The sequence below is a fragment of the Deltaproteobacteria bacterium genome (assembly GCA_016874755.1).
GTDB lineage: Bacteria > Desulfobacterota > Binatia > UBA9968 > UBA9968 > DP-20.
This window is the reverse complement of the sequence record VGTH01000035.1, coordinates 1-22,180: the sequence shown is the minus strand read 5'-3', so window position 1 is coordinate 22,180 and position 22,180 is coordinate 1. Positions and strand designations below refer to the sequence as shown.

General features: G+C 59.2%; 17 protein-coding genes. 13 read left to right on the top strand and 4 right to left on the bottom strand.

Annotated elements, in window-relative coordinates; all coding sequences use genetic code 11:
* Positions 1 to 42 precede the first annotated feature (42 nt).
* Together FJ145_19070 and FJ145_19065 are read right to left on the bottom strand one after the other, a co-directional pair.
* A complete protein-coding gene (locus tag FJ145_19070; GenBank protein MBM4263518.1) occupies positions 43 to 936 on the bottom strand; it encodes a DUF1566 domain-containing protein in 894 nt (297 codons plus the stop codon).
* Positions 937 to 1,582: 646 nt separating this feature from the next.
* Complete coding sequence (locus FJ145_19065) at positions 1,583 to 2,806, bottom strand: epoxyalkane--coenzyme M transferase (GenBank protein ID MBM4263517.1); 1,224 nt, start codon at positions 2,804 to 2,806, stop codon at positions 1,583 to 1,585.
* A 370-nt stretch (positions 2,807 to 3,176) separates the two neighbouring features.
* Between FJ145_19065 and FJ145_19060 the strand changes: the two genes are divergently transcribed.
* The 5 genes from FJ145_19060 to FJ145_19040 all read left to right on the top strand — a co-directional run bounded on the left by FJ145_19060 (position 3,177) and on the right by FJ145_19040 (position 10,289).
* Entirely contained in the window at positions 3,177 to 4,412 is a 1,236-nt protein-coding gene (locus FJ145_19060) for a cupin domain-containing protein (GenBank protein MBM4263516.1), read from the top strand.
* A 277-nt stretch (positions 4,413 to 4,689) separates the two neighbouring features.
* Positions 4,690 to 6,915, top strand: a complete 2,226-nt coding sequence (locus FJ145_19055) for a xanthine dehydrogenase family protein molybdopterin-binding subunit (protein MBM4263515.1) — start codon at positions 4,690 to 4,692, stop codon at positions 6,913 to 6,915.
* Between the two features lie 147 nt (positions 6,916 to 7,062).
* Complete coding sequence (locus tag FJ145_19050; protein MBM4263514.1) at positions 7,063 to 8,082, top strand: amidohydrolase; 1,020 nt, start codon at positions 7,063 to 7,065, stop codon at positions 8,080 to 8,082.
* A 44-nt stretch (positions 8,083 to 8,126) separates the two neighbouring features.
* Positions 8,127 to 9,164, top strand: a complete 1,038-nt coding sequence (locus FJ145_19045) for a hypothetical protein (GenBank protein ID MBM4263513.1) — start codon at positions 8,127 to 8,129, stop codon at positions 9,162 to 9,164.
* Between the two features lie 9 nt (positions 9,165 to 9,173).
* On the top strand, positions 9,174 to 10,289 hold the full coding sequence (locus FJ145_19040) for a hypothetical protein (protein ID MBM4263512.1): 1,116 nt from the start codon (positions 9,174 to 9,176) through the stop codon (positions 10,287 to 10,289).
* Positions 10,290 to 10,368: 79 nt separating this feature from the next.
* On the opposite strand, the gene FJ145_19035 is transcribed toward FJ145_19040, so the two are convergent.
* The gene (locus FJ145_19035) at positions 10,369 to 11,448 is read right to left on the bottom strand and encodes an LLM class flavin-dependent oxidoreductase (GenBank protein ID MBM4263511.1); all 1,080 of its coding nucleotides are present in this window, start codon (positions 11,446 to 11,448) and stop codon (positions 10,369 to 10,371) included.
* A gap of 58 nt (positions 11,449 to 11,506) precedes the next feature.
* Positions 11,507 to 12,595, bottom strand: a complete 1,089-nt coding sequence (locus FJ145_19030; protein ID MBM4263510.1) for a hypothetical protein — start codon at positions 12,593 to 12,595, stop codon at positions 11,507 to 11,509.
* A 127-nt stretch (positions 12,596 to 12,722) separates the two neighbouring features.
* Between FJ145_19030 and FJ145_19025 the strand changes: the two genes are divergently transcribed.
* The 8 genes from FJ145_19025 to FJ145_18990 all read left to right on the top strand — a co-directional run bounded on the left by FJ145_19025 (position 12,723) and on the right by FJ145_18990 (position 22,007).
* Positions 12,723 to 13,805 carry an ABC transporter substrate-binding protein gene (locus FJ145_19025; protein MBM4263509.1) on the top strand — a complete coding sequence of 361 codons (1,083 nt, stop codon included), beginning with the start codon at positions 12,723 to 12,725 and terminating at the stop codon, positions 13,803 to 13,805.
* An 85-nt stretch (positions 13,806 to 13,890) separates the two neighbouring features.
* Positions 13,891 to 15,639 carry an iron ABC transporter permease gene (locus FJ145_19020; GenBank protein MBM4263508.1) on the top strand — a complete coding sequence of 583 codons (1,749 nt, stop codon included), beginning with the start codon at positions 13,891 to 13,893 and terminating at the stop codon, positions 15,637 to 15,639.
* Positions 15,640 to 15,690: 51 nt separating this feature from the next.
* Positions 15,691 to 16,668: an ABC transporter substrate-binding protein gene (locus FJ145_19015; GenBank protein ID MBM4263507.1), complete on the top strand. Its 978-nt coding sequence runs from the start codon at positions 15,691 to 15,693 to the stop codon at positions 16,666 to 16,668.
* A gap of 62 nt (positions 16,669 to 16,730) precedes the next feature.
* Entirely contained in the window at positions 16,731 to 16,940 is a 210-nt protein-coding gene (locus FJ145_19010; GenBank protein ID MBM4263506.1) for a hypothetical protein, read from the top strand.
* Positions 16,941 to 17,102: 162 nt separating this feature from the next.
* Positions 17,103 to 18,512, top strand: coding sequence for an FAD-dependent oxidoreductase (locus FJ145_19005; protein ID MBM4263505.1), 1,410 nt, complete (start codon positions 17,103 to 17,105; stop codon positions 18,510 to 18,512).
* A 77-nt stretch (positions 18,513 to 18,589) separates the two neighbouring features.
* A complete protein-coding gene (locus tag FJ145_19000) occupies positions 18,590 to 19,702 on the top strand; it encodes a zinc-binding dehydrogenase (protein ID MBM4263504.1) in 1,113 nt (370 codons plus the stop codon).
* Between the two features lie 118 nt (positions 19,703 to 19,820).
* Positions 19,821 to 20,963: a zinc-binding dehydrogenase gene (locus FJ145_18995; GenBank protein ID MBM4263503.1), complete on the top strand. Its 1,143-nt coding sequence runs from the start codon at positions 19,821 to 19,823 to the stop codon at positions 20,961 to 20,963.
* A gap of 18 nt (positions 20,964 to 20,981) precedes the next feature.
* Positions 20,982 to 22,007: an ABC transporter substrate-binding protein gene (locus FJ145_18990; protein ID MBM4263502.1), complete on the top strand. Its 1,026-nt coding sequence runs from the start codon at positions 20,982 to 20,984 to the stop codon at positions 22,005 to 22,007.
* Positions 22,008 to 22,180: the final 173 nt, after the last annotated feature.

Sequence of the window (22,180 nt, the reverse complement as noted above, 5' to 3'; positions counted from 1 at the left end):
AAAAAGCCCTCCTGAGTAGGCCCCTGGGCCGTTATCGAAGGATCACCGGCCACCTCGCACAGCGCGCGCAAAGAAACTGAAAAGCTTACTGGTGTCGTTGTTCGCGTTACCATCAACGAAGTTGACGATGAACACTAAAGACGGGACATTGGCCAAGTTAGTAGACGACCAGTGTAAACCCAAAGCTGTCGGTCCGAACACCGGGTCAATGCAGGGCGTAGGGGAACCTGGACATTTAGCCAGCAGGATCCCCCGCAGCTCCGCTATCGTCGGTATCCGCCAGTCCGAAAAGTTCTTGCGGCCCTGCGTCTGTCCGTTGTTCGACGCCCCGTCGGCTCGGTTTATCTGCGTCAGAAAGTCGGTGAACAAATCTCCGTCTGCTTTAAATTCGGTCGCCGACCACACATACTGGTTATTCACGCAGTGAATATCCCGGTTGGCTTGCGTCGCATTCGTACACCGACTGTCCGTCGCCGCCAGCTTCATCTCCCACATCAGTCCCGTCTGCGTGTCGCTGATCGTCCCGTCCCCGTTGTCGACAAACCGCGCCGGGGGCGGCGGCCCTACCGTAAAATTGTTGCTCGTCGCCAACAGCGTGTAGCCGTTGTTGCTAAACAGCCGCAGCTGATACGTCCCGTTGGCTATCGAATTGACGATCGGAAAACCGCACGACCCGTTGGCCAGCACGCTGTTGCCGCCGTTGCGGCTGCATGTGTTGGTATAGATCCAGTCCAGAAACGCCGTGTTCGCGGCTGCCGGTGTGTACAGCCCGATCCAGTCTCGATTGGTCGGCGCCGCGATTCCGCTAAACGTCGCCGTCTCGTTGTTGCCCTGGGCGATATTGGCCGGCGTCGCCGTTATCGTGGCTGCCCAGCCGTTGTCCAACGCAAATAACATCGCCCCTAACAAAACAACTATTAGTCTTTGCATTTTCATCGGTTGTCCCTTTGTGGGTTATTGCTGTTGCTTCTCTACGCCCAAATGCACTTACATCGTGGATTGTCCTCGCTCCGACACTCCCACTGCTCCAACTAATAAATATTTCTCTCCCTTCTCCGGCACGCCGGTCTGCTGGCAATTGTTCTCGCTGTTCTAGCGGCCAAAAAACCACCCACCCTTCTTCCCCCCCCCCCCCGGTCGACTGTCAAGCACCAACAGTGCTACTTTAGTAGTATCTAAGCGCCCGGTGAAAAAGCTTTAACCAAACGCTACTCAGACCCGCGGAGTTGTAAAACTTGCTTACAGTTTTTGAGCGATGGGCAGGTTTTTAGGGGGATTTCGGGTTTCGAGCCTGGGCGTTTGGCGTCGAGCGTCTGGCGTTCGCAATAGTCGAAGTTGTTCGCAAGCTGCGACGAATCTTCTTCAGAAAAAACTCACCACAGAGGGCACAGAGTAGTACAGAGGAAAGATAGAGAGAAAAACTATTTTGAAAAAATCCGAAGCTCTGTCTCCCTCCTCTGTGACCTCTGTGTGCTCTGTGGTAAATCCTCCGAATTCTGTTGGTTGCGGCTCTGCCGCTCTGCGCCTTAGCGCCTCTTCGTCCGCGCTCAGGGCATGCTTTGCGGGAGAAAATCCGGATCTTCTATCTCCACAATTCTTGGCTCGCTAGCCGCGCGCCTTCGGCTAGCGCATAAAGTTTCGCCAATGCGAGATTCGCATCCGGCAAATGGCGCAGGCCGCAGTCGGTGCAACCGATGACGTTTTCTTTGCCGACTAGTTTGGCGAATCGCACCAAGCGCTCGGCGACCAGCTCGGGATGTTCAATCGACAGACTGATATCGTCGATCACGCCGGGAAAAAGAATTTTCCCCTCGGGCAGCTTCACGTCTTGCCAAACTTGCCATTCATGCCCATGGCGCGGGTTGGACGACTCGATCGTAATGCCGGTGACGTTGGCCTTGAGCACGATGTCGATAATATCGATCAGCGCGATGTCGCGGTGGTGCGGCCCGGCGTAGTTGCCCCAACAAACGTGCATGCGCGCTTGCTCTTGCGGAATCGACTTGAGCGCGTAATTGAGACACTCGATATGTTGCTCAATCACCTTGCGGAATTCTCTAACATTCAAATCGGCATAGTCGGTGTTGGCGCCCGAAGCCAGGTCTGGGCAGTCGAGCTGCAAGACAAAACCGGCGTCGACGATCGCCTGGTACTCGTCGCGCATCACGTCAGCAACTGCCTGCATGTAGGTTTCTTCGTTGGGGTAGTGCTCGTTTTTGAAAAACCGCGCAAAGCAACCGGGGGAAAGCGCCGACATGAAGACATCGTGCGGCTGTGCGCTGCGCGCGGCCGCTTGCAGGCGCGCGATGTCGGTTTTGACGGCGGCGAAATCTTTCCAGCCCAGTGGCCCGGCGCAGAAATAGGTCATGCCATCGTTGTCGTGGGCGTCGCTTTGGGTGCGCGCCAAGTCATAGAACTCAGCAATGTCGGTGCGGTAATGGCGCGGCGCGCCGTCAATCTCGCGCCGCACTAGCCCGCTCTCGCGCGGCCGAGTGATGCCTGTCGAGACGCTCCACGGCTCGGCGCTCACCGCGCGCGAGCGCGGCCTTCGCTCAAGGCCGCTGACGCGATGGACGACGTAATCGTTCCAGGAAGTTTTGCTCAACTCGCCGTCGCCAACGACGTCGACGCCGACTTCGACTTGACGGCGGACAATGTCATCAATGGCCGTGGTTAACGTGGAATCGACAACTCTTTGATCGTAAGCCGCACCGCGCTTCTTGGCCCCGTGCGCCTGGCGCACCAGCGCGGGCAGCGGCAAGCTGCCTGTATGAGTGGTGAGGATGCGGTCGGTGCTGCGCTTCATGGCGGCGAAACTATCCGATCGGCGAACGAGCTGTCAATGAACGGAGCTTACTCACCACGAAGGAGGACACGAAGATCAGATTCGTGACTCGTGATCGTTGCTCGTGCTCGTCCGTCCGTTCGAACACGAGCACTAGCCACGACCGGGACTTCGTGGTCAACTCTCTTGTCCGACTCGGTTTCGGTTGTGCCGCGCTGGGTGCTTCGTCGTGAAATCCTAATATGCGAATCTAGGCTGGACAATCGCGTTCACTTGGAGTAATCGGGGCTCAGGTGATCACTCAATAGGCACACAAGCAGCAAGGCGCGGAGGCACAGCCATTCTGGCTCGCGGCTCCATACTCCATGCTTTCAGCCAAACCGGAGGTTTTATGGGCGTCGAACCGAATGCACAATTGTTCGAATGGAACGAGCCGGCCGTCGGCAAGAAAGCCGGCTTCGGCAAGTGGAAAAATCCCAAATCGCCCTACGATCTGTTCATGGAGGCGCAGGGCTTGTCGATTCATCGCGATATCGGGGTGCACAAAATTCAGGACTTGCCGCTCGCGCCGTGGAAGCGCATGGGCGGACGCGGCGTCGCGATCCAACTACTCGGCACCGAGGGTATGTACGGCCTGTACGTTGTCGAAGTGCCGGGTGCCGGTGCGCTCAGTGCGGAGCATCATCTCTATGAAGAAGTTTTCTACGTCGTCGAGGGACGCGGCACCACCGAAGTCTGGCATGAGAACTCGAAGAAGCTGACCTTCGAATGGGGGCCGGGCTCGCTCTTCGCAATTCCACTCAACGCCTGGCATCGCATCGTCAACGCGTCGTCCGCGCCGGCGCTATTGCTCGCCGCAACGACCGCGCCGAACGTTATCAACATTCTTCGCGAAGCCGAGTTCGTGATGAATTGCCCGTACGAATTTACCAGTCGCTTCGATGCCTCGAATGATTATTTCAAACCGGTGGAAGACATTTACGCCGACCCGGTGCGCGGCCTGGCGATGCGCCAGACCAATATTATTCCCGACATTCTGACCTGCGAGCTACCGCGCGACAATCGGCGCTCGTTCGACTATCGGCGCATCGAGCCGCACATGGCGGGTGCTAACTTCTACATGAAGATCGGCCAGTACCGCACTGGCCAATATTCCAAGGCGCACAAACACGCGTCGGGCGCAATTCTCGTCTGCATAAAAGGCAAAGGCTACAGCTACACTTGGCCTGATTCCCTAGGCATGCGGCCGTGGGAAGCCGGCCACGCCGACAAAGTCAAAAAGCAAACCTACGAACCGGTGGGCATGATCAGCGCGGCGCCGATGCGCGGCGACTGGTTCCATCAACACTTCGGCACCCACCCCGACGGTCTGCGCCTGCTGGTTTTCGACGGCCCCTACGGCCCGGGTTTTCGCCGCGGCGGTGCACCGGGCGGCGACGCTGCCGATGTGGGCGCAGTCGACACGCGCGACGGCGGCAACGCGATCTCTTACGTCGATGAAGATCCGCAAATCCGCAAAACCTACGAAGCCGCCCTGGCCGCCGAAGGCATGCGGAGCAGCATGCCGGCGTGGTGCTACACACAGCAGATTCCGCCGCAAGGCGCGCTGGAACCGGGCGGGGTATAGATCGGGAAATTTTCTCGCGCAGAGGACGCAAAGGGCGCAGAGTGCGGAAGGAAGTTTTTCACCGCGACGAACACGAAGGGCACAAACGAAATTTGTAGGGGCAGGCCTTGTGCCTGCCCTCCGAGGGCGACCACAAGGGTCGCCCCTACGACGAACTTCGTGCACTTCGCGTCTTCGTGGTGAGTCTATCTTAGCTATCCTTGCCCTTGACCCTCCCCCACCAACTAACCTATTTATGTAGCGTCTTCAGAACCCTAATAACCCAAACAGGAGAACCATGGCTTACAAAAACGTTGGCAAAGCGGTGCCGCGGATTGAGGGCGCGGATAAAGTTACCGGCAATTTGAAATACGCGGCGGATCTGCCGTTCGCCGGCACATTGGCGGCGAAGATTTTGCGCAGCCCGTATCCCCATGCGCGCATCACAAAGGTCGACCCATCGCGCGCGTTGGCGCTGCGCGGCGTGCGTGCCGTCATCTCCGGCGCGGACGTTGGCCCGGTCTATGTCGGCTTGCGCATGAAGGACATGCCGCTGCTCGCCATCGACAAAGTCCGCTTCGTGGGTGAGCCGGTGGCCGCGGTGGCGGCCGACACCGATGAAATCGCCGAAGCCGCTTTGGATTTGATCGACGTGCAATACGAGCAGCTTCCCTACGTCACCGACCCGGTGGACGCGACGCGCCCCGGCGCGCCGGTGCTGCACGACAACCCGAAGCAATATAAGAACGCGCCAGAGTGCGAGCTCGAGCTGCCCAACGTGCAGTCCTACGGCAAATGGTCCAACGGCGACGTCGAGGCGGCTTTCAAGAACGCCGCGCGCGTCTTCGAGCACACCTTTCGCACACCGCTCGGTTTTCACGGCTACATCGAGCCGCATGCCTGCACGGTCAAGATTCATGACGGCGGCAAGGTGGAAATCTGGGCGTCGAACAAGGCGCCGTTTTCGCTGCGCGATCGTTTCGCCCGCGATTTGAACCTCGACCCGGCCAACGTCAAGGTGCACATCCTGCCCGTGGGCGGCGACTTTGGCGGCAAGACTTCGGTCACCGAAGCGCCGGTCTGCTATTTCCTCGCGCAAAAGACCGGCAAGCCGGTGCGCATGGTGCTCGAATATACCGAAGAGCTGACCGCGGTGTCGCATCGCCATCCGGCGGTGATCACGCTGCGCACCGGGGTTGATAAAGCGGGCAAGCTCTGCGCCCTGCAAGCGCGCGCGGTATTTAGCGGCGGCGGCTATGCCGGGCTTAAAGCCAACGCGGAGGTCACCGTGCAGGGGCCGCGGCGGGTGGCGAGCTACTACAAGATTCCGGCGATTCAAGTCGAGACCCTGTGCGCATACACCAATCAAGTTCCCTGCACGCAGACGCGCACGCCGGGCAGCCCGCAGACGACCTTCGCCATGGAATCGCAAATCGACATCATCGCCCGCGAGCTCGGCAAAGACCCGGTGCAGTATCGCTTGGAAAATCTGCTGCGCGACGGCGAGCCGACACCCTTTGGACAAAAGCTGCAGGGCATCGTCGCGCGGGAAACTCTGCAGAAGGCCGTGCAAGTCTCGGGCTATCACAGAGGCAAAAGCAAAAACGTCGGGCGCGGCGTGGCGGTTTATGAACGGCCGTCGGGTGCCGGCAAGTCCGGCGCAGCGATTACCATCGAAGCCGATGGCAGCGTCTCGGTCAACCTCGGTGTGCCGGACGTCGGCCCGGGCATTCACACGGTCGTGCAGCAGATCGTCAGCGAAGTGCTCGACATCGAGCGCGGCCAGGTAAAAATCAAGGTCATCGACACCGACAATTCGCCCTACGATTCCGGCACCGGCGGCAGCAAATCGACCAACAGCGTCGGCACCGCGGCGTATCAGGCGGTGAGCGAGGTCAAAGCAAAAATACTTTCCTTGGCGGCGGCGCGGGTCGGCTGTAACCCGGACGACATCAAGCCATCCGCAGGACGCTATGCGGTGCCCGGGCGCAAGGCCATGTCCTTTGCTGAAATAAGCAAATTGGCAGCGGAGCAAAACGGCGGCGCGCTCACCCATCTGAGTGTCTACGAACCGTCGCGCGCGCCGATAACTTCGTTTGCGACTCAAGTTGCCGAAGTGGAAGTGGACCCCGGCACGGGGCAAGTCAAAGTAACCAAGCTCGCCACCGTGCACGATTCCGGCACCGTGCTCAATCATCTGAGCTACCAAGGGCAGATCGACGGCGGCGTCGTCAACGGCGTCGGCTTCGCCCTGATGGAAGACAATTCGCTGGTCGACGGCAAAATGCCCACTGCCAACCTGGGCGAATTCAAGATGGCCAGCGTCGCCGACGTGCCGAGGCTCAGGACCGTGTTGATGGAAACCCCGGCAGGTCCGATTCCCTATCAAGGCAAAGCGATCGCCGAAATCCCCAACGTGCCGACGGCGGCGGCAATCGCCAACGCGGTGGCCGATGCCTGCGGCGTGCGCGTGTTGGATTTGCCGATCACGGCGGAAAAGGTTTTCGCAGCACTGAATAAGTGATCGTGAGACGCAAGAAATTATTCACCACGAAGACACGAAGGACACGAAGTTCAGAAAAAGATAATTATTTTTCTTTTTTTACCTTCGTGATCCTCACGCCTTCGTGGTGAATCCCAATCTGCAACACAAACCACGAAGGAGGGTCCCATGGCGAACTACAAAGTCATCGACGCAGACGGCCACGTGCGCGAGTCCAACGCCGGCATGCGCGAGTTTTTAGAGCCGCGCTGGCAGCGGCGCAATCTGTTTCCCAACGACGAGTTCGACCGCGACCTGCGCGGCAAGCTGGGGCAGAAACCTGAAGGACCGGAAGACCAGCTCGCCGCCATGGAGCAGGATGGCATCGACGTCATGGTGCTCTATCCGACCGCCGGCTTGCACGTAAGCGCATTGCACGAGCGCGACTACGCCACGGCGATTTCGCGCGCCTACAACGATTGGCTCCATCATTTTTGCAAGAAGGATCCGGCGCGCTTGAAATACGTCGCGCTCTTGGCGCCGCAGGATCCCAAAGCCGCCGGCGCCGAGCTTGAGCGCGCCGTCAAAGAGCGCGGTGCGGTGGCGGGCGTGCTGCCGACCTATTTGCCGCAGATGCCTGACTTTGGCGATGAGTTCTACGATCCGATCTACGCCGCCGCCGAGCGTTTGAACGTCGGCATCGGCTTTCACACCGGCACCTCCGGCGATTCCCTCGGCGGCCAGCGCTTTCGCAAATTTCTCTCGGCGCACACCATCGATCATCCGGCCGAGCAGATGATGGCGATGATCGCCACCATCGTCGGCGGCGTCTTCGAACGCTTCCCCAAGCTGAGCATCGCCTACTTAGAGTCGGGCATCGGCTGGGTGCCCTACATGATGGATCGTTTGGATGAAGAGGTTGAGAAGCGCGGCAAAGACGAAGCGCCCTACCTCACCAAGCTGCCGAGCGAGTACGTCAAGAGCGGCAAGATCTTTTTCGGCGTCGAGTGCGAGGAAAAAACCATTCCCGACGCCATGCGCTGGGGCTTGGAAGACACGATTCTCTACTCGTCCGATTACCCGCACTGGGACGGCGACTGGCCGCACACGGTGAAGGGCATCCGCAAACGCACCGATCTTTCCGAAGACGTGAAGAAGAAAATGATGCACGACAACGTCGCGCGCTTCTATCATTTGGAATCGGCATAGCGCTCCATCTGGAATTTTGAATTTGTAATCTGGAATCATCTCCGATGTCCACCTACGCCCCCATCGACGCCGACGGCCACGTCATCGAAACCGACGAAGAGCTGCGCAAATATTTGCCGCCGCCCTTCGAAGGCCGGCGTGCCCACACCGCGCTGTTCCCGTCGCTCGATGGCTGGCCGCGCGGCACGCGCAAAGCTTCCGACAAAACTCCTGGCCTGACCAAGTGGCGCATGTTTCTCGACGCTTCGGGCGTTGAAGCTTCGGTGCTCTATCCGACGGTCGGTCTGGCGATGGCGCACGTAAAAGACGTCCGATGGGCCGCCGCCGTGGCGCGCGCCTATAACGATTATCTCTACGGCGAATACTTGCAGCAGGAGCCCCAGCGGCTCCTCGGCGTTGCGCTCTTGCCGATGCAGGACATCGCGGCGGCTTGTGAAGAATTGGAACGCTGCGTCAAAGATTTGCAAATGGTCGGCGGCGTCATCCCCGCGGCGGGGCTACCCAAGGGGCTCGGCCACGAAATCTACGACCCGCTTTACAAAACCGCCGTGCGCTTGAATGTGCCGCTGGCCGTTCACGGCGGTTCGAGCCAAGGATTGGCTCTGGATTTCTACGACAGCTTCGTGAAAGTTCTAGTCATGGAGCACGCGGTGGCGCAGCAGATCCACTTCACCAGCTATCTGCTCGACGGCGCGCCGGCGCGTTTTCCGGCTCTGAAGATGGCGTTCCTCGAAGCCGGCGTCGGCTGGGTGCCTTACCTGATGGAACGCTGCGACGAAAAATGGGAAAAGATTCCGCACCAGGCGCCGCTGCTAAAGAAAGCGCCGAGTGAATACGTCAAAGATTGCCCGATCTATTTTTCCTGCGAGTTGGAAGAAAAGATGATTCCTTACGTTGTCGGGCTCGGCCTGGAAGATCGGCTGTTGTACCCATCGGACTACCCGCATGAGCGGCCGACGCTGGAAGAGTTTCTTAACGACCTACCGCACTTTCAAAAGCGCGGCGATTTGTCGGAGCCGGTCAAGAAAAAAATCCTGCGCGACAACTGCATCGACTTTTACTCTTTGAAAGTTTCAAAGTGAGGTGGCCGCGTGGCTCGAAATGACAATCACCGCAACTGTCATTCAGAGCCGAAGGCGAAGAATCTGCTTGATGTGAACGTGCAAACAAGCCGAGCCTTCGCTGGCGCTCAGGATGACACGGCGGAGAGGTTTTTACGTTACGAGACCGTCTCAGCAAGGACGAAGATTCTTCTCCTCGTCCTTTGCCTCTTTGGCCTTTGCGCTTCGCCCTCTGCCCTTTGGGCCCAAGCCAAGAAGCCCGCCGTCAAATTGATCTACGGCGTGCTGACCGCCGCCAACGGACCCATCTGGCTCGCCGACGATTTAGGTCTGTTCGACAAACACGGCCTCGACGTCCGCGTTGTGCACGCACGGGGCGCCACGCCGGTGCAGGCGACCGTCAGTGGCGCGGTGGAGTTTGGCCATTACGCCGGCGCGCAGGCGGTGGTGGCCAACCTCAATGGTAGTGATCTTACGTTCGTCGCGGCACAGACCAACTACGCGGTGCTGTCGGTATGGACCAAGAAAGATGCGCCGATAAAGAGTATCTCCGATCTGGCGGGCAAGACCATCGCCCTCGGCGCGCCGGCGTCGGCGTCGCATACCACCATGCGCTTGGCGCTGCGCAAAGTCGGCATCACTGACAAGGACGTAAAGTTCATGCACCACGGCTCGCAGCCGGAGCAGTTCGTCTCACTCGACAAAGGCTTGGTCGATGCCGCGGTATCATCGGCGCCGCGGCCGGGCTACAACGAATTGGTAAATCTCGCGGCGCAGAAAATTCCCCTCTTACAAGGCGCCATCGTTGTCCGGCGCGCTTACCTGCAGTCGCAGCGGCCGATCGTAATGAACCTCGTCAAAGCATTCGTCGAAGCCATGAACGTAATCAAACAGAAACCCGAGATCGCCATCGCGTCACTGATGAAACATCTGAAGGTCCGGCAGGATTTTGCCAAGGAAGCCTACCAATCCTTCGCTCCCGTCTGGGAAGAGGTGCCCTACGTGCGCGCCGAGTCCGTGCAAACGATTCTCGATTTGCAGCCGAAAGAGGCGGTCAAAGACATCACACCGGAAAAATACATCGACAACAGTTTAGTGCGCGAGCTCGAAACGAGCGGCTTCATCAAAAACCTGCAAAGAAAATAAGAGAATAGCCGCAAAAAACGCAAAAACAGCAGATCTTTTTTGCGCCTTTCGCGTTTATTGCGGCCATTCTTTTTCGTCTTTAATACGGCTCAAAACCGCGCAGTGCCGGTATCACCGCGGTGCCGAACAGTTCGATCGATCGCATCAAGTCTTCCTCGCCGATGCTAGCGATGTTGAACTCTGCCATTACCGTATTAAACACGCCTTCGCTGGCAGCGGCTTTGATTTGTTCGACCACTGTCTTCGGTGAGCCGATGAACGCCAGATGGCGGTCGCGCATCCATTCGGCATCGATGGCGTGGCGCGCGATCTCGGCGCCGCCTGGGTCGCCGCGTTTCAGATGATTCTCCGCCAAGCGTTGGTAGCCAACGCCGCCTTCGGCGCGGGTGCCGAACACATGGGTGAAGCAATATTCAAACAACGGCTTCGCTTTCGCCATCGCCTTTTCGTCGGTTTCATCGACGTAAACTAAAATCCAATAGCCGATATCCGGCTTGCCGGCGTGGCCGGCTGTTTTCCACAGGCGCAGATACTCGCGATAGCGCGGCGCGACATCTTCGCGTGGCACCAAAAACAAATAGCCCGTGTGCACGCCTTCGCGCGCCAACAGTGCCAGCGTGCTCGCATCGCGCGAGCTGACCCACATGGGCGGATGGGGTTTTTGCAAAGGCTTCACTGCCATTGTGACATTGTTGTATTCGCGGATTGCGCCTTTGAAAGTGAACGGGCCATCACAGGACAACGCCTGCTTGACCGCGACGACCGCCTCTTCCGTCAACGCACGCTTGTTCTGAAAATCAGCGCGATAGGGCCCGAAGAAATCGGGCACGATGCCGGACACAATGCCCAATTCCAAACGACCATGCATGACGTTGTCCAGCACGGCGGCATCTTCGGCGATGCGCAAAGGATCGTAGAGCGGCGCGATGTTGCCCATGGTGCCGATGCGCAGCCGCTCGGTGTGCGCCGCCGCCATGGCGCAGTAGATCGACGGCGACGGCATCCAGCTTTCACGCGGATTGAAATGATGCTCGACACAAAAACTGAAGTCGTAGCCCAGCTCATCGGCCAACGCCAACTCGCGCCACAGTTGATCGTAGCGCTCGGCAGCATTCATGCCGGGCTTGTTCCATACGTGGGAGAAGTGAGCAAATTTCACAAGAACCTCACGGAAATATCTCGCGCAAAGGCGCAAAGTTCAGACAAAGAGGCTGCGTTCACAAGCGAAACAGCCGCGACGGATTTTTGTCCAGTATTTTCTCGATCGTCCTATCGCTCAAATCGCCGCGAGCTTTCAAGCCATTGGCCAGTTGATCCTGCCTGAAGGCATCGCCATGCGGAAAGTCCGTCGCGGTGATTAGAAAGTCCTCGCCGTTCTTGCAGATGATGTAGGGCAGATCGTCGTCCATGGCACAGGAAACGAAAACTCGCTCGGCCAGCCACTGATCGATCTTGCCGCTCTTGCGGCCGCGCAACTGTTTGAGCAGTCGCGGCGTCCACTCCGAGCCGGCTTCGAGAAAGGCCACGCGCAGCTTGGGAAAGTCATCGAGCAGCGTCGAGCCGAGTATTTGCTGAAACGCATAGAGCACGTAGGGCCCGCTGACCAAGCCATTGCCAAGCGGGTGAATGTGCGGCCGGCCGTCGTCGTAGGCCGGACGCGGCACGCTTTGCAGCATCTCACGGATCATCGGACTCGAACCGTTGCCGACGTGGACCGTCACCGGCAAATCCTGCGCGGCGGCTTCGCCAAAGATCGGCCAATGATCCGGGTGTGTAATCGGCCGGTCCCATTCGATGCCGCGCGCGTACACGCCCGCGGCAGAGCCGAGCGATTTGACGCGGCGAATCTCCTGGACTGCCATCTCCGGCCGGCGCCAGGGCACGATGGCGACATAGTAAATGCGACCATCCGACTGCGCGCATTGGGTCGCCATAAATTGGTTGTAGCTGCGTGCCAGCGCCGCTTCGAGCTCGACATTCTCGGCAAGGCAGCCGAGCCAAATCGACGGAAAGACCACCTGCGTGTCGATGCCCAGCTCATCCATGTGACGCAAGCGGGTTTTAACGTCGCGCATCTCCTGCACCGGAATCGAGACATCTTTTTTGGACGCCCGCGCCATGGTGGTCGGGCTGGCGGCAAAGAAACGCAGCTTGTAGTCGATGACCCACGCCGCATTGTGCCAGCCAAAACAGGTGTCCTCGGGAAACGTCACAGGGATCGGCCGGAGCAAATGAAACTCAGGATCGAGATATTGCCAGGTCTCGACACATTCTTCGACGTGGGCATCGCAATCGATCACTCGCATAAAGCCTCCCGCTTGGCGTTAGCTCCTCTGTACTATCAAATTGCTCGCATCGGCAACCGTTGCGGTTCAGATTGACAGGAAACCATTGGGTAGGTATAGACCACGAAGGTTTTTGCCAGGAGCAATCATGAAACGATTACGAATCTTGTCCCTGTCTTTATTCACCCTGCTGCTCTTCGCGGTCAGCGCCAACGCGGCCCAATCCCAATGGTCACCCGCCATGCAGGCACTGATCAAGGACGCCACCAAAGAAGGCGCGCTCAAGCTCAGCTGGGGCGAAGGCACACTCGGCGGCACCAAGCGCATGGCGCTCTACGAGCAGTTGCTCAACAAAACCTACGGCACCAATATCAAAATCGGCTTTACGCCAGGGCCGTCGATGCCCGCCATGGGCAGCCAGATCGCCACCGAGCTCGCCGCCGGACAAACCGCCGTCACCGACCTCTACATCGGCTCGGAGAGTTACCTCGTGCCGCTGGTCAACCGGAAAATTTTCCAGCCGGTGGAATGGCAAAAGCTTTTGCCCGGCCGGATCACCAACCAAATGGTCGAAGGCGACAGCCAGAGCCTGCGGGTCTATTCGGGCCTGCCGGGCACGCCCTACAACAAGGCGCGGGTGCCGAAAAATGAAGCGCCGAAGAGTCTGAAAGATTTCTTGAAACCGTATTGGAAAGGCAAGATCGCGTCGACGCCCTACGTTACCGGTTTGAATCTGCTCGCCGCTAAAGAACTCTGGGGCCGCGACGTGGCCCTCGACTACGTCAGACAATTCTCCAAGCAGATCGCTGGTCTGATCCGTTGCAATGAGATGGAGCGCGTCGTCACCGGCGAGTTTCTCTCCCTGGTAATGGACTGCAACGGCGCCCGAACCTTCGAGCTACAAACCCAAGGCGCACCGCTGGAACATGTCATTCCATCCGACGCCGCCATGGTGCGCCATTTCTATTTGAACGTGCCCAAGAACGCCGAACACCCCAACGCCGCGAAACTGTTTGCCGCCTTCATGCTCACCAAAGAAGGGCAGAAGCTTTTGTGGGAAAGCGATTTTTCCGATTTGTATCACTTCCCTGAATCACAGCTCGGCCAAAAAGTCCGCGCCATGGAAAAACGCGGCGTCAAGTTTTTCGTGCCGACGCTGCAATGGGTCAACGACAATCCGGAGATTGAAAAAGTTTCCGAAGAGATGGTCAAACTCGTCAGCCAGAAATGACGCTGAAAAGCATGGCCGCAAAAGGGTTGTAGGGGCGACCGGTTGGGTCGCCCTTCCGATCGGGTCCGCAGACGCTGATCTCACCGTGTCGAAACATCGCCATCGCATACTTAGCAACTGCCGCGGCACCGCTGATCCCTGGGCCGTGCTCATGGTCGGTATTGCGGCGTTTTTCAGCCTGTTGATCCTCGCGCCCCTTGCCGTGGTCTTCTACCTGAGCTTCTTCGAAGGCTCGCTGCTAGACGCGGTCAATCACTACTCACTGAATAACTACAAAAACGTTTTCGGTGAGCTGTTTACTTATAAGGTCCTTTGGAACACCGCCGGTTTTTCGTTTGTCGCCTTGGTGGTGTCGTTTTTCTTTGGCATTCCGACCGCGTGGCTTGTCGAGCGCACCGACTTCCCTGGCAAGACTATCCTGCTCACGTTCATGACGATCGGGCTGCTCATCCCCGGCTTTGCCGTGGCCATGGGTTGGCTATTCTTGCTCCACCCGCGCATTGGTATCGTCAATCAGTATCTTCAGGATACTTTCGGTTTCATCGACGCGCCGCTAAGTATCACGACGATCACCGGCATGGGCTGGGTGCAGGGACTAAACTTGACGCCAGTGGCGTTCATTATGACCGCCGGCGCGTTTCGCGCCATGGACCCCAAACTGGAAGAAGCCGCCGAAGCCAGCGGCGCGAGCACGGCCCGGATGATTTCCACCGTGACGATTCCTTTGATTTGGCCCGGTGTGCTGGCCGCGGCCATTTACATTTTTACCGTCGGCCTTTCCGCCTTCGACGTGCCAGCGATCATCGGCTGGTCCAACCGCATTTTCACCTTCAGTACCTACATGTATTTGATGGTCAGCCCGCAGGAAGGGCTGCCCAAATATGGCGCCAGCGCAACCTTCAGCATCATCGGTATTATTCTCGCCGCCATCCTCGGCTGGTGGTACGCGCGCGTGCAGAAGCGCAGCCATCAGTACGAAGTCATCACCGGCAAAGCCTATCAGCCCAAAATCGTCCGGCTCGGCAAGCGCGCCATTGTCGCCTGGCTCTTCATTGGCGTTTATCTGATTCTCAGCAAGCTGATTCCATTGGCCATGCTGCTCTGGGCTTCGCTATTGAGATACTTTGAGATGCCGTCGGTTGACGCCATCGCGCGGACCTCTTTACAAAATTATGTCGGCCTCCCCTGGGAGCTAGTCATGCGCGGCGCGGGCAACACGTCGATTCTGATGCTCTTAACGCCGACCATCACCATGGTCGTGAGCCTGGTCTTCGCCTGGGTCGTGCTGCGCTCGAAGATACGCGGCCGCTTTCTCTTCGATTTCTTCGCTTTCTTGCCCCATGCCGTGCCCAACATTATTTTCGCGATGGGCGCCGTGTTGCTGGCGCTCTTTGTGCTGAAGGGCTTCATCCCGATTTACGGAACGATTTGGCTGCTGCTTTTGCTCTATGTCATCGTGCGCATGAGCTACGGCACGCGCATGATGAACAGCTCGCTGATTCAAATCCATCGTGAGCTCGAAGAAGCGGCCTACGTCAGCGGCGGCAGCACCTGGAGCGTCGTGCGCCGCATCCTGGTGCCGATTCTGACACCGCCGATTCTCTACGGCTGGCTGTGGATCGCGCTGCTCACCTATCGCGAGCTCACCCTCGCGGTGCTACTCTCACGCGCCGAGAACACGACCCTCCCGGTGGTTGTGTGGAGCATCTGGTTGAGCGGCGGCTTTGGCCAGGCAGCCGCCCTAACCACGGTGATGCTGTGCGTGCTGGTGCCGATCATCGCGCTCTACTGGTACGTCGCGCACCGTACAGGAATAGGCACACGAGCCATGTAAAAAAGTTTTTAGGGGCGCAATTCATTGCGCCCAAACCTCCGGATCAGCGAAATGATCAAGAAAAAGACGCCGTTAATCGTCCTTGCAGCATGCGTTGCGTTGCTGTGCGCAGCCACAACCTCCGCCCAAGAAAAGCGCAAGCTGCGCATCACCAATGCCGGCTTCACCATGACCGCGCTGCCGCTGCTGGCGGCCAAGGACTGGCGCATCTTCGACGCCAACGGCTTGGACATGGAAGTGATCTTGATGCAGTCGCAGCTCGTGCCGCCGGCATTAACGCAGGGTGACATCGACTATCAGGCCGGCGTCGGACCGGCGTCCGTGAATGCGACCATGAGCGGCTTCGCCACCCACGCGATCTGGTTTTCCACCGACCGGATTTCCTATTGGTTGATGGCCAAGCCGCAATACAAGACGCTCGAAAGTTTGAAGGGCAAAAAAGTCGCCCTCACCGGTCTCGGCGGCCCCGTGCATGTGGCATTTAATATGGCGCTGGAAAAGATGGGCGCCAACCCGCGCGACTACGTGTTGGTTTCCATCGCCGGACAGCAGATACAGCAGTTGATTTCGCTTGAAGCCGGTTACGTCGACGCCGCCGTGCTGTCGCCGCCGGTCACCCTCGGCGCGCTGAAAAAGGGCTTTGCAAAAGTTCTCGACGTCGGCTCCATGGTGGAGATGCCGGGCGGCGGATTGACGACGCTCGCAAAAACAATTCAAGAACGGCCGGCCGACACCAAACGCGTCATCCGCGCCTTGCAGATGGCCAAGGAAGAAATTCGCAAGAACAAACCGCGCAGCATCGACCTGATCGTCAAGCTGCTCAAGATGGACAAGGAAGCGGCGGCTGACACCTACGAACAGTTTCTCGCCACAGTCAGTCCTTCCGGCGTGCCGACGCGCGTTGGCATGGACATCTTAGTTAAAGCCGTGCAGTCGCAAGGCCGCCACGTCGACAAGAAACCGGCCTTCAGCGACATCGCCGATGACCGCTTGGCGGCCGAAGTGGCCAAGGAGATGGGCTACAAATAAAACTGCAGCGATCTGCGATCAGACTGATCCGACGGATCGGTGCGATCAGTCTGATCCTCAAGATGGACGCCGAATCGGCAGCGGCGACTTATGAAGTATTTGCGAAAACTCTCAGCCCCGACGGCATGCCCACCCGCGCCGGCATGGAAAACCTGGTGAAATCGATCCAGCCCCAAGGCCGCTTCACCGACAAGAAGCCCGCCTTCAGCGAGCTGGCCGACGATCGGTTGGCCAAAGAAGTCGCCAAAGAGTTAGGCTACAAGATTCCCTGACGGAAAATTTCTTTGCTGCTGGTGGAATAATCACTAACGATGGCGAGCCTACTGTGCTATTCTCGCCCAGCTATCTGCTGGACATCTCTAGTTCCGCCATAGGGCGCGAGCCGGGCGCCAGTTAGCGCGTGCAACTGAGTATGAGCTTCGTAGTGGTGATGCATGGATGAAATCACGTCGGATGTTCTTGTCGTCGGCGGCGGTCTGGCGGGGTTCACCAGCGCCGTGCGCGCCGCTGAATCCGGCGCCAAAGTAGTCTTAATCGACAAGAGCGACAAGCCCCTGGGTGACGGCAATAGCCTGATGACATCGGGCAGCTTGGGCGCCGGCGGGAAGAGTCCGAAAACTTTGGTGGTAGATCTATACCGCTGCGCCATGGCAGAAGGCATTGCCATTCCCGATCTGGCAAAGTCCTGGGCCGAAAGCTGCGGCAGAGCGGTCGACTGGCTGCACAACGTCGGCGTGGCTCTCGCGGAAACTGCGCCGGGCCGCCTGTGGTTGGATCAACAGAGCGAGATTTCCCTTGCGCCGGTTTACAAGAAAGACGTCGGACGGCGCGCGTTGGCGCAGCTGCGCTCACGTTTGCTCACCCTGGGCGGGCGCCACTGCGCCGGCGTCGAGGCACAGGAGCTAATCCGCGAGCAGTTTCAGGTGCGCGGCGTCATGGCGCGGCGAAACGGTGCGGCGATCGCGCTGCGCAGCCGCGCCACGGTGCTCTGCACCGGCGGCTTTAGCGCCAACCCGGCGATGCTGCGCCGCTACATCGGCGCCCACGCCGACCAATGCAAACTGCGCGGCTCACCCCAGTGCAGCGGCGACGGCTTGCGTCTGGCGTTGGCCACCGGCGCGAAAACAGTTAACTTGCCATACTTCTACGGCCATTTGATTGCGCGCAACGCGCTCGACGACGACCGCTTCTGGCCCTATCCGCGTTTGGACAATCTGCTCGAAGAAGGTTTACTGGTCGATCGGACGGCTCGCCGCTTTGTCGATGAAGGGCGCGGCGACGTGGCCGTCGCCAACGAACTGGCGCGCACCGACGATGTCACCGGCGCGACGCTGATTTTCGATCACGCGACCTGGAGCGCTGCACGCGACAAGCCGGCGTCGACTTCACGCGCCATTCCCAGCGCCAACCCCTGGCTGTGGGAAAACCAAGCCGATATTTTCTGTCACAACCAGATCGCCGGACTTGCGAAGATTCTCGGCGTCGAGGGCTCGACACTCACGACCACCGTGGAGCAGTACAATCGCGCGGTGGCGATGCACGATACTTTGGCGCTACCGGTCGTGCGCACTGGCAACCCGAAACCTCTGCAGGCGCCCTACTATGGTTTGCGCGTCGTGCCCGGCATCACATTCACCATGGGCGGCGCCGCTATCAATGGCCGCGGCCAAGTGCTCAACCTTCACGATCATCCGATCCCAGGACTTTACGCCGCCGGCGACGCCATCGGCGGGCTCATGGGCGGCTACAAGGGAGGCTACTTGGGCGGATTGATGCAAGCGATCGTGACCGGACTGTTGGCCGGCGAAACCGCCGCGCAGCAGGCCCGCGGCATTCCTGGCTGAAACTTGCAGGCACCCTGCAAGCTCAGGCTTCACTGCTTCATTTTTCATTTTGTGCTCTTCGCACCCTTTGTGCTTAAATGCAGCTCATGGCTGACACTCAATCGCTCACTGCGGTGATGACCGACATCCGGCGCATCGAAATGCGCCACTACCCGGTGCCGAAACCGGGGCGCTCCGACGCAATTCTCAAAGTCGAGCTGTGCGGCATTTGCGGCAGCGACTATCACTACTATACGGAAGGCCATCACTGGCCCTATCAAGCGCCGCCGCAGATCATGGGTCACGAAGTGGTCGGCCGCATCAGCGATATCAGCGCCGATGCTGCGCGCCACTGGAATGTCAAAGCAGGCGATCTCGTCATCGTCGAGTCGGCGGTCACCTGCCGGCGCTGCCGCTATTGTATCACCGGCAATTCCTCGCTCTGCTCGACCAAACGCAGCTACGGCATGAGCGCGAGCATGCACGAGCCGCCTTATCTCTGGGGCGGCTACTCGCAATATATGTATCTGCATCCGGACGCGCTCGTCCACGTCGTGCCGCCGCCGGTCACCGAACACGAAGCGGTGCTGTTCAGCCCGCTCGCCAACGGCGTCAAGTGGGCCGCGCGCGTGCCCAATTTGGGGCTGGGCGATTCGATCGTCATTCTCGGTCCGGGCCAGCAAGGTTTGGGCTGCGTATTGGCAGCGTCAATGGCTGGCGCTAACCCAATCGTCGTCGCCGGCCTTGAGCGCGACGCCAAGCGTTTAGCGGTAGCCAAGGAGTTGGGCGCCACACATACGATCGTTTCCGAGCAGGCACCTTTGGCCGAGCAAGTCAAAAATATCCTCGGGCCGGAAATGGCCGACGTCGTCGTCGACGTCACCGGCAGCACGGCGGCGCAGGCCGTGGCCGTCGATCTTGCGCGCCGCGGCGGCACGGTGGTGCTCGGCGGCCGCACGCCCGGCAAAACCGTTCCCTTCGTCATGGATAAATTGACCGCCCGCGGCATCAAGTTGATCGGTGTGCGCGCCCACGAGTCGGAAGATTGCCGCAAAGCCCTGGCGGTGATCGCCGCGCGGCGTGAGTTGTTGTCGAAATTGCTGACCCACGAAGTGCCGCTAACTCAAGCCGATCTGGCGCTGCGCCTGATCGGCCAAGAGATCCCCGGCGAAGAGGCGATCCATGTGGCGCTGAACCCGTGGAAGGAATGAAAGAGTCCACCACCGAGACGCGGAGAGCACAGAGATCGGAAAGACTGAAAAGAATAGTTCACCACGAAGACACGAAGGACACGAAGCGCGGAAAAAGTAATTTTCTCCTCTTATCTTCATGACTTCGCGTCTTCGTGGTGAGGCTTTTATCCCACAACGTATGAACAAAACTTCAATCGCAGCCGTGGTCGTCGGCAAGCGCCGCATCGAGATGCGCGAGTTCCCCGTGCCGGAGCCGGCCAAGGATGATGCTGTCCTAAAAGTCGAGGCCTGCGGCATTTGCGGCAGCGACTGGCACTACTACACCGAGCTTAACCATTGGCCCTATCTCGATCCGCCGCACATCATGGGCCACGAAGTGGTCGGCCGCATTGGCGCCATCAGCGCCGGCGCGGCGGCGCGTTGGCGGCTCAAAGAAGGCGATCTCGTCGCCGTGGAAGCACCGGTGACTTGCCACCGCTGCCGCTATTGTGTGACCGGACAAGCGACGTTGTGCGCCAACAAACGGAGTTACGGCATCAGCGCCAGCATGCAGGACCCGCCGCAACTTTGGGGCGGCTACGCGCAATACATGTATCTCCATCCCGACACCCATCTGCATCCCGTGCCGTCGGGCGTGACGCCGCACGCGGCGGCGCTCTACACCTGCGTCTCCAATGGCGTCAAATGGGCGCAGCGGATTCCCAATCTAGGTCTCGGCGATTCGGTCGTCATCCTCGGTCCGGGACAACAAGGGTTAGGCTGTGTGCTCGCCGCGGCGATGGCCGGCGCCAATCCGGTGATCGTCGCCGGTCTCGAAGCCGATCGTGCCAGACTCGCGGTGGCAAAACAGCTCGGCGCAACCCACACGATCGTCTCCGAGCACGCGCCGCTCGACGAACAGGTGAAAAAATTTCTCGGACCCGAGATGGCCGACGTCGTTGTCGACGTCACCGGCAACCCGGCGGCGCAGATGGCCACCGTAGATCTAGTGCGGCGCGGCGGCACCATCGTGCTGGCCGGCAGAACGCCCGGGCATCAGGTTGATTTGATCATGGACAAAATCGCCGCCCGCGGCATCACCATGGTCGGCGTGCGCGGCCACGAGTCCGACGATATCCGCCGCGCCTTGGCGATCGTCGCCGCGCGCCCCGATGCGGCGGAAAAACTAAGCACCCACGAGGTGCCGCTGCGCGATGCCGACCGCGCGCTGCGGCTGATCGGTCAGGAAGTGCCGGGGGAAAATGCGATCCATGTGTCGCTCAATCCTTGGACAGATTGAGGCGCTGACAGAGAAGCCATGTCGATAACGAAAAAACTTGCGCACTGGGTTACCCATCCGTTTTTTCTCCGCCTTTGGCTCGCAGCGCTGCTCACTTTGTTGTGCTCTCAAGCCAGCGTCGACGCCGCCGTCCCACGGCTGCGCGCCGGCTTTGCCTCGCCGTCGATTAACGTGGCGATACTTTGGGTCACCAACGACGGCAAGTTGTTCGAGAAAAACGGTGTCGAAGTTGAGGCGCTCTATCTGGAGAGCACGCTATCGCAGAAGGCGCTGATCGCCGGCAACATCGACTTCGCCATGATGACCGCCAACAACATGGCGGCACCGCGCTTTGCCGGCGCGGATTTGATCATGCTGGCCGGCTTCATCAATAGGTTTGTCTATCGCCTCGTGGTGCGCCCCGAGATCAACACCGCCGCCGATCTCAAAGGCAAGCGCGTCGGCATCTTTCGCTTCGGCTCGGTGGCCGATCGCGCCAGCCGCATACTGCTCGCGCGACTTGGCTTGGACCCTGAAAAAGACGTCACGTTTATCCAAACTCCGGGCGCCGACTCGGCCCGGGTCCAGGGCTTGGTCGGCAACACGCTCGACGCTGCGCTGCTCAATCCGCCTTTCTACAAGCAAGCGGTGGCCAGCGGCATGAAGATTCTCGCCAACATGGAAGAGATGAACATCCCGTTTCAGCACATCGGCTACGTCACTTCCCAGCGGTTTGTCGCCAAGCAGCCCGATATCGTACGGCGCATCGTCAAATCGTTCGTCGAAGGCATTCATCTGATGCGCACCAATGCCGATTTCACCAAGCGCGTGTTGAGCAAGTACATGCGCGTCAACGACCCGCGCGACCTGCAGGAGAGCTACCAACTCATGCGTGACTTGATACCGGTGAAACCCTACCCAGTTTTGGAAGGTTTTAAGATCGTCTTTTCCGAGCTAGCGGAAAAGGTTCCTGCGGCGAAGACCGCCAATGCCAAAGACTTCGTCGACACGCGCTTCCTCGAAGAGCTCGACCGCTCGGGCTACATCGACGGGCTTTACAAGTGAACAACCACCGCCTAAAAGGCGGTGGCATCGGATAACGGACTGAAAGTCCTGGTTCCGGCTAAGAGCCGGCTCAAAGTCTCCGCCCTCAGGGGCGTTTGTAGACGGCCTTAACCGTCTACTTTGAAGTCATCATCTCGATCATGAATCTGATTCGCTATATATTCTGCTATGAC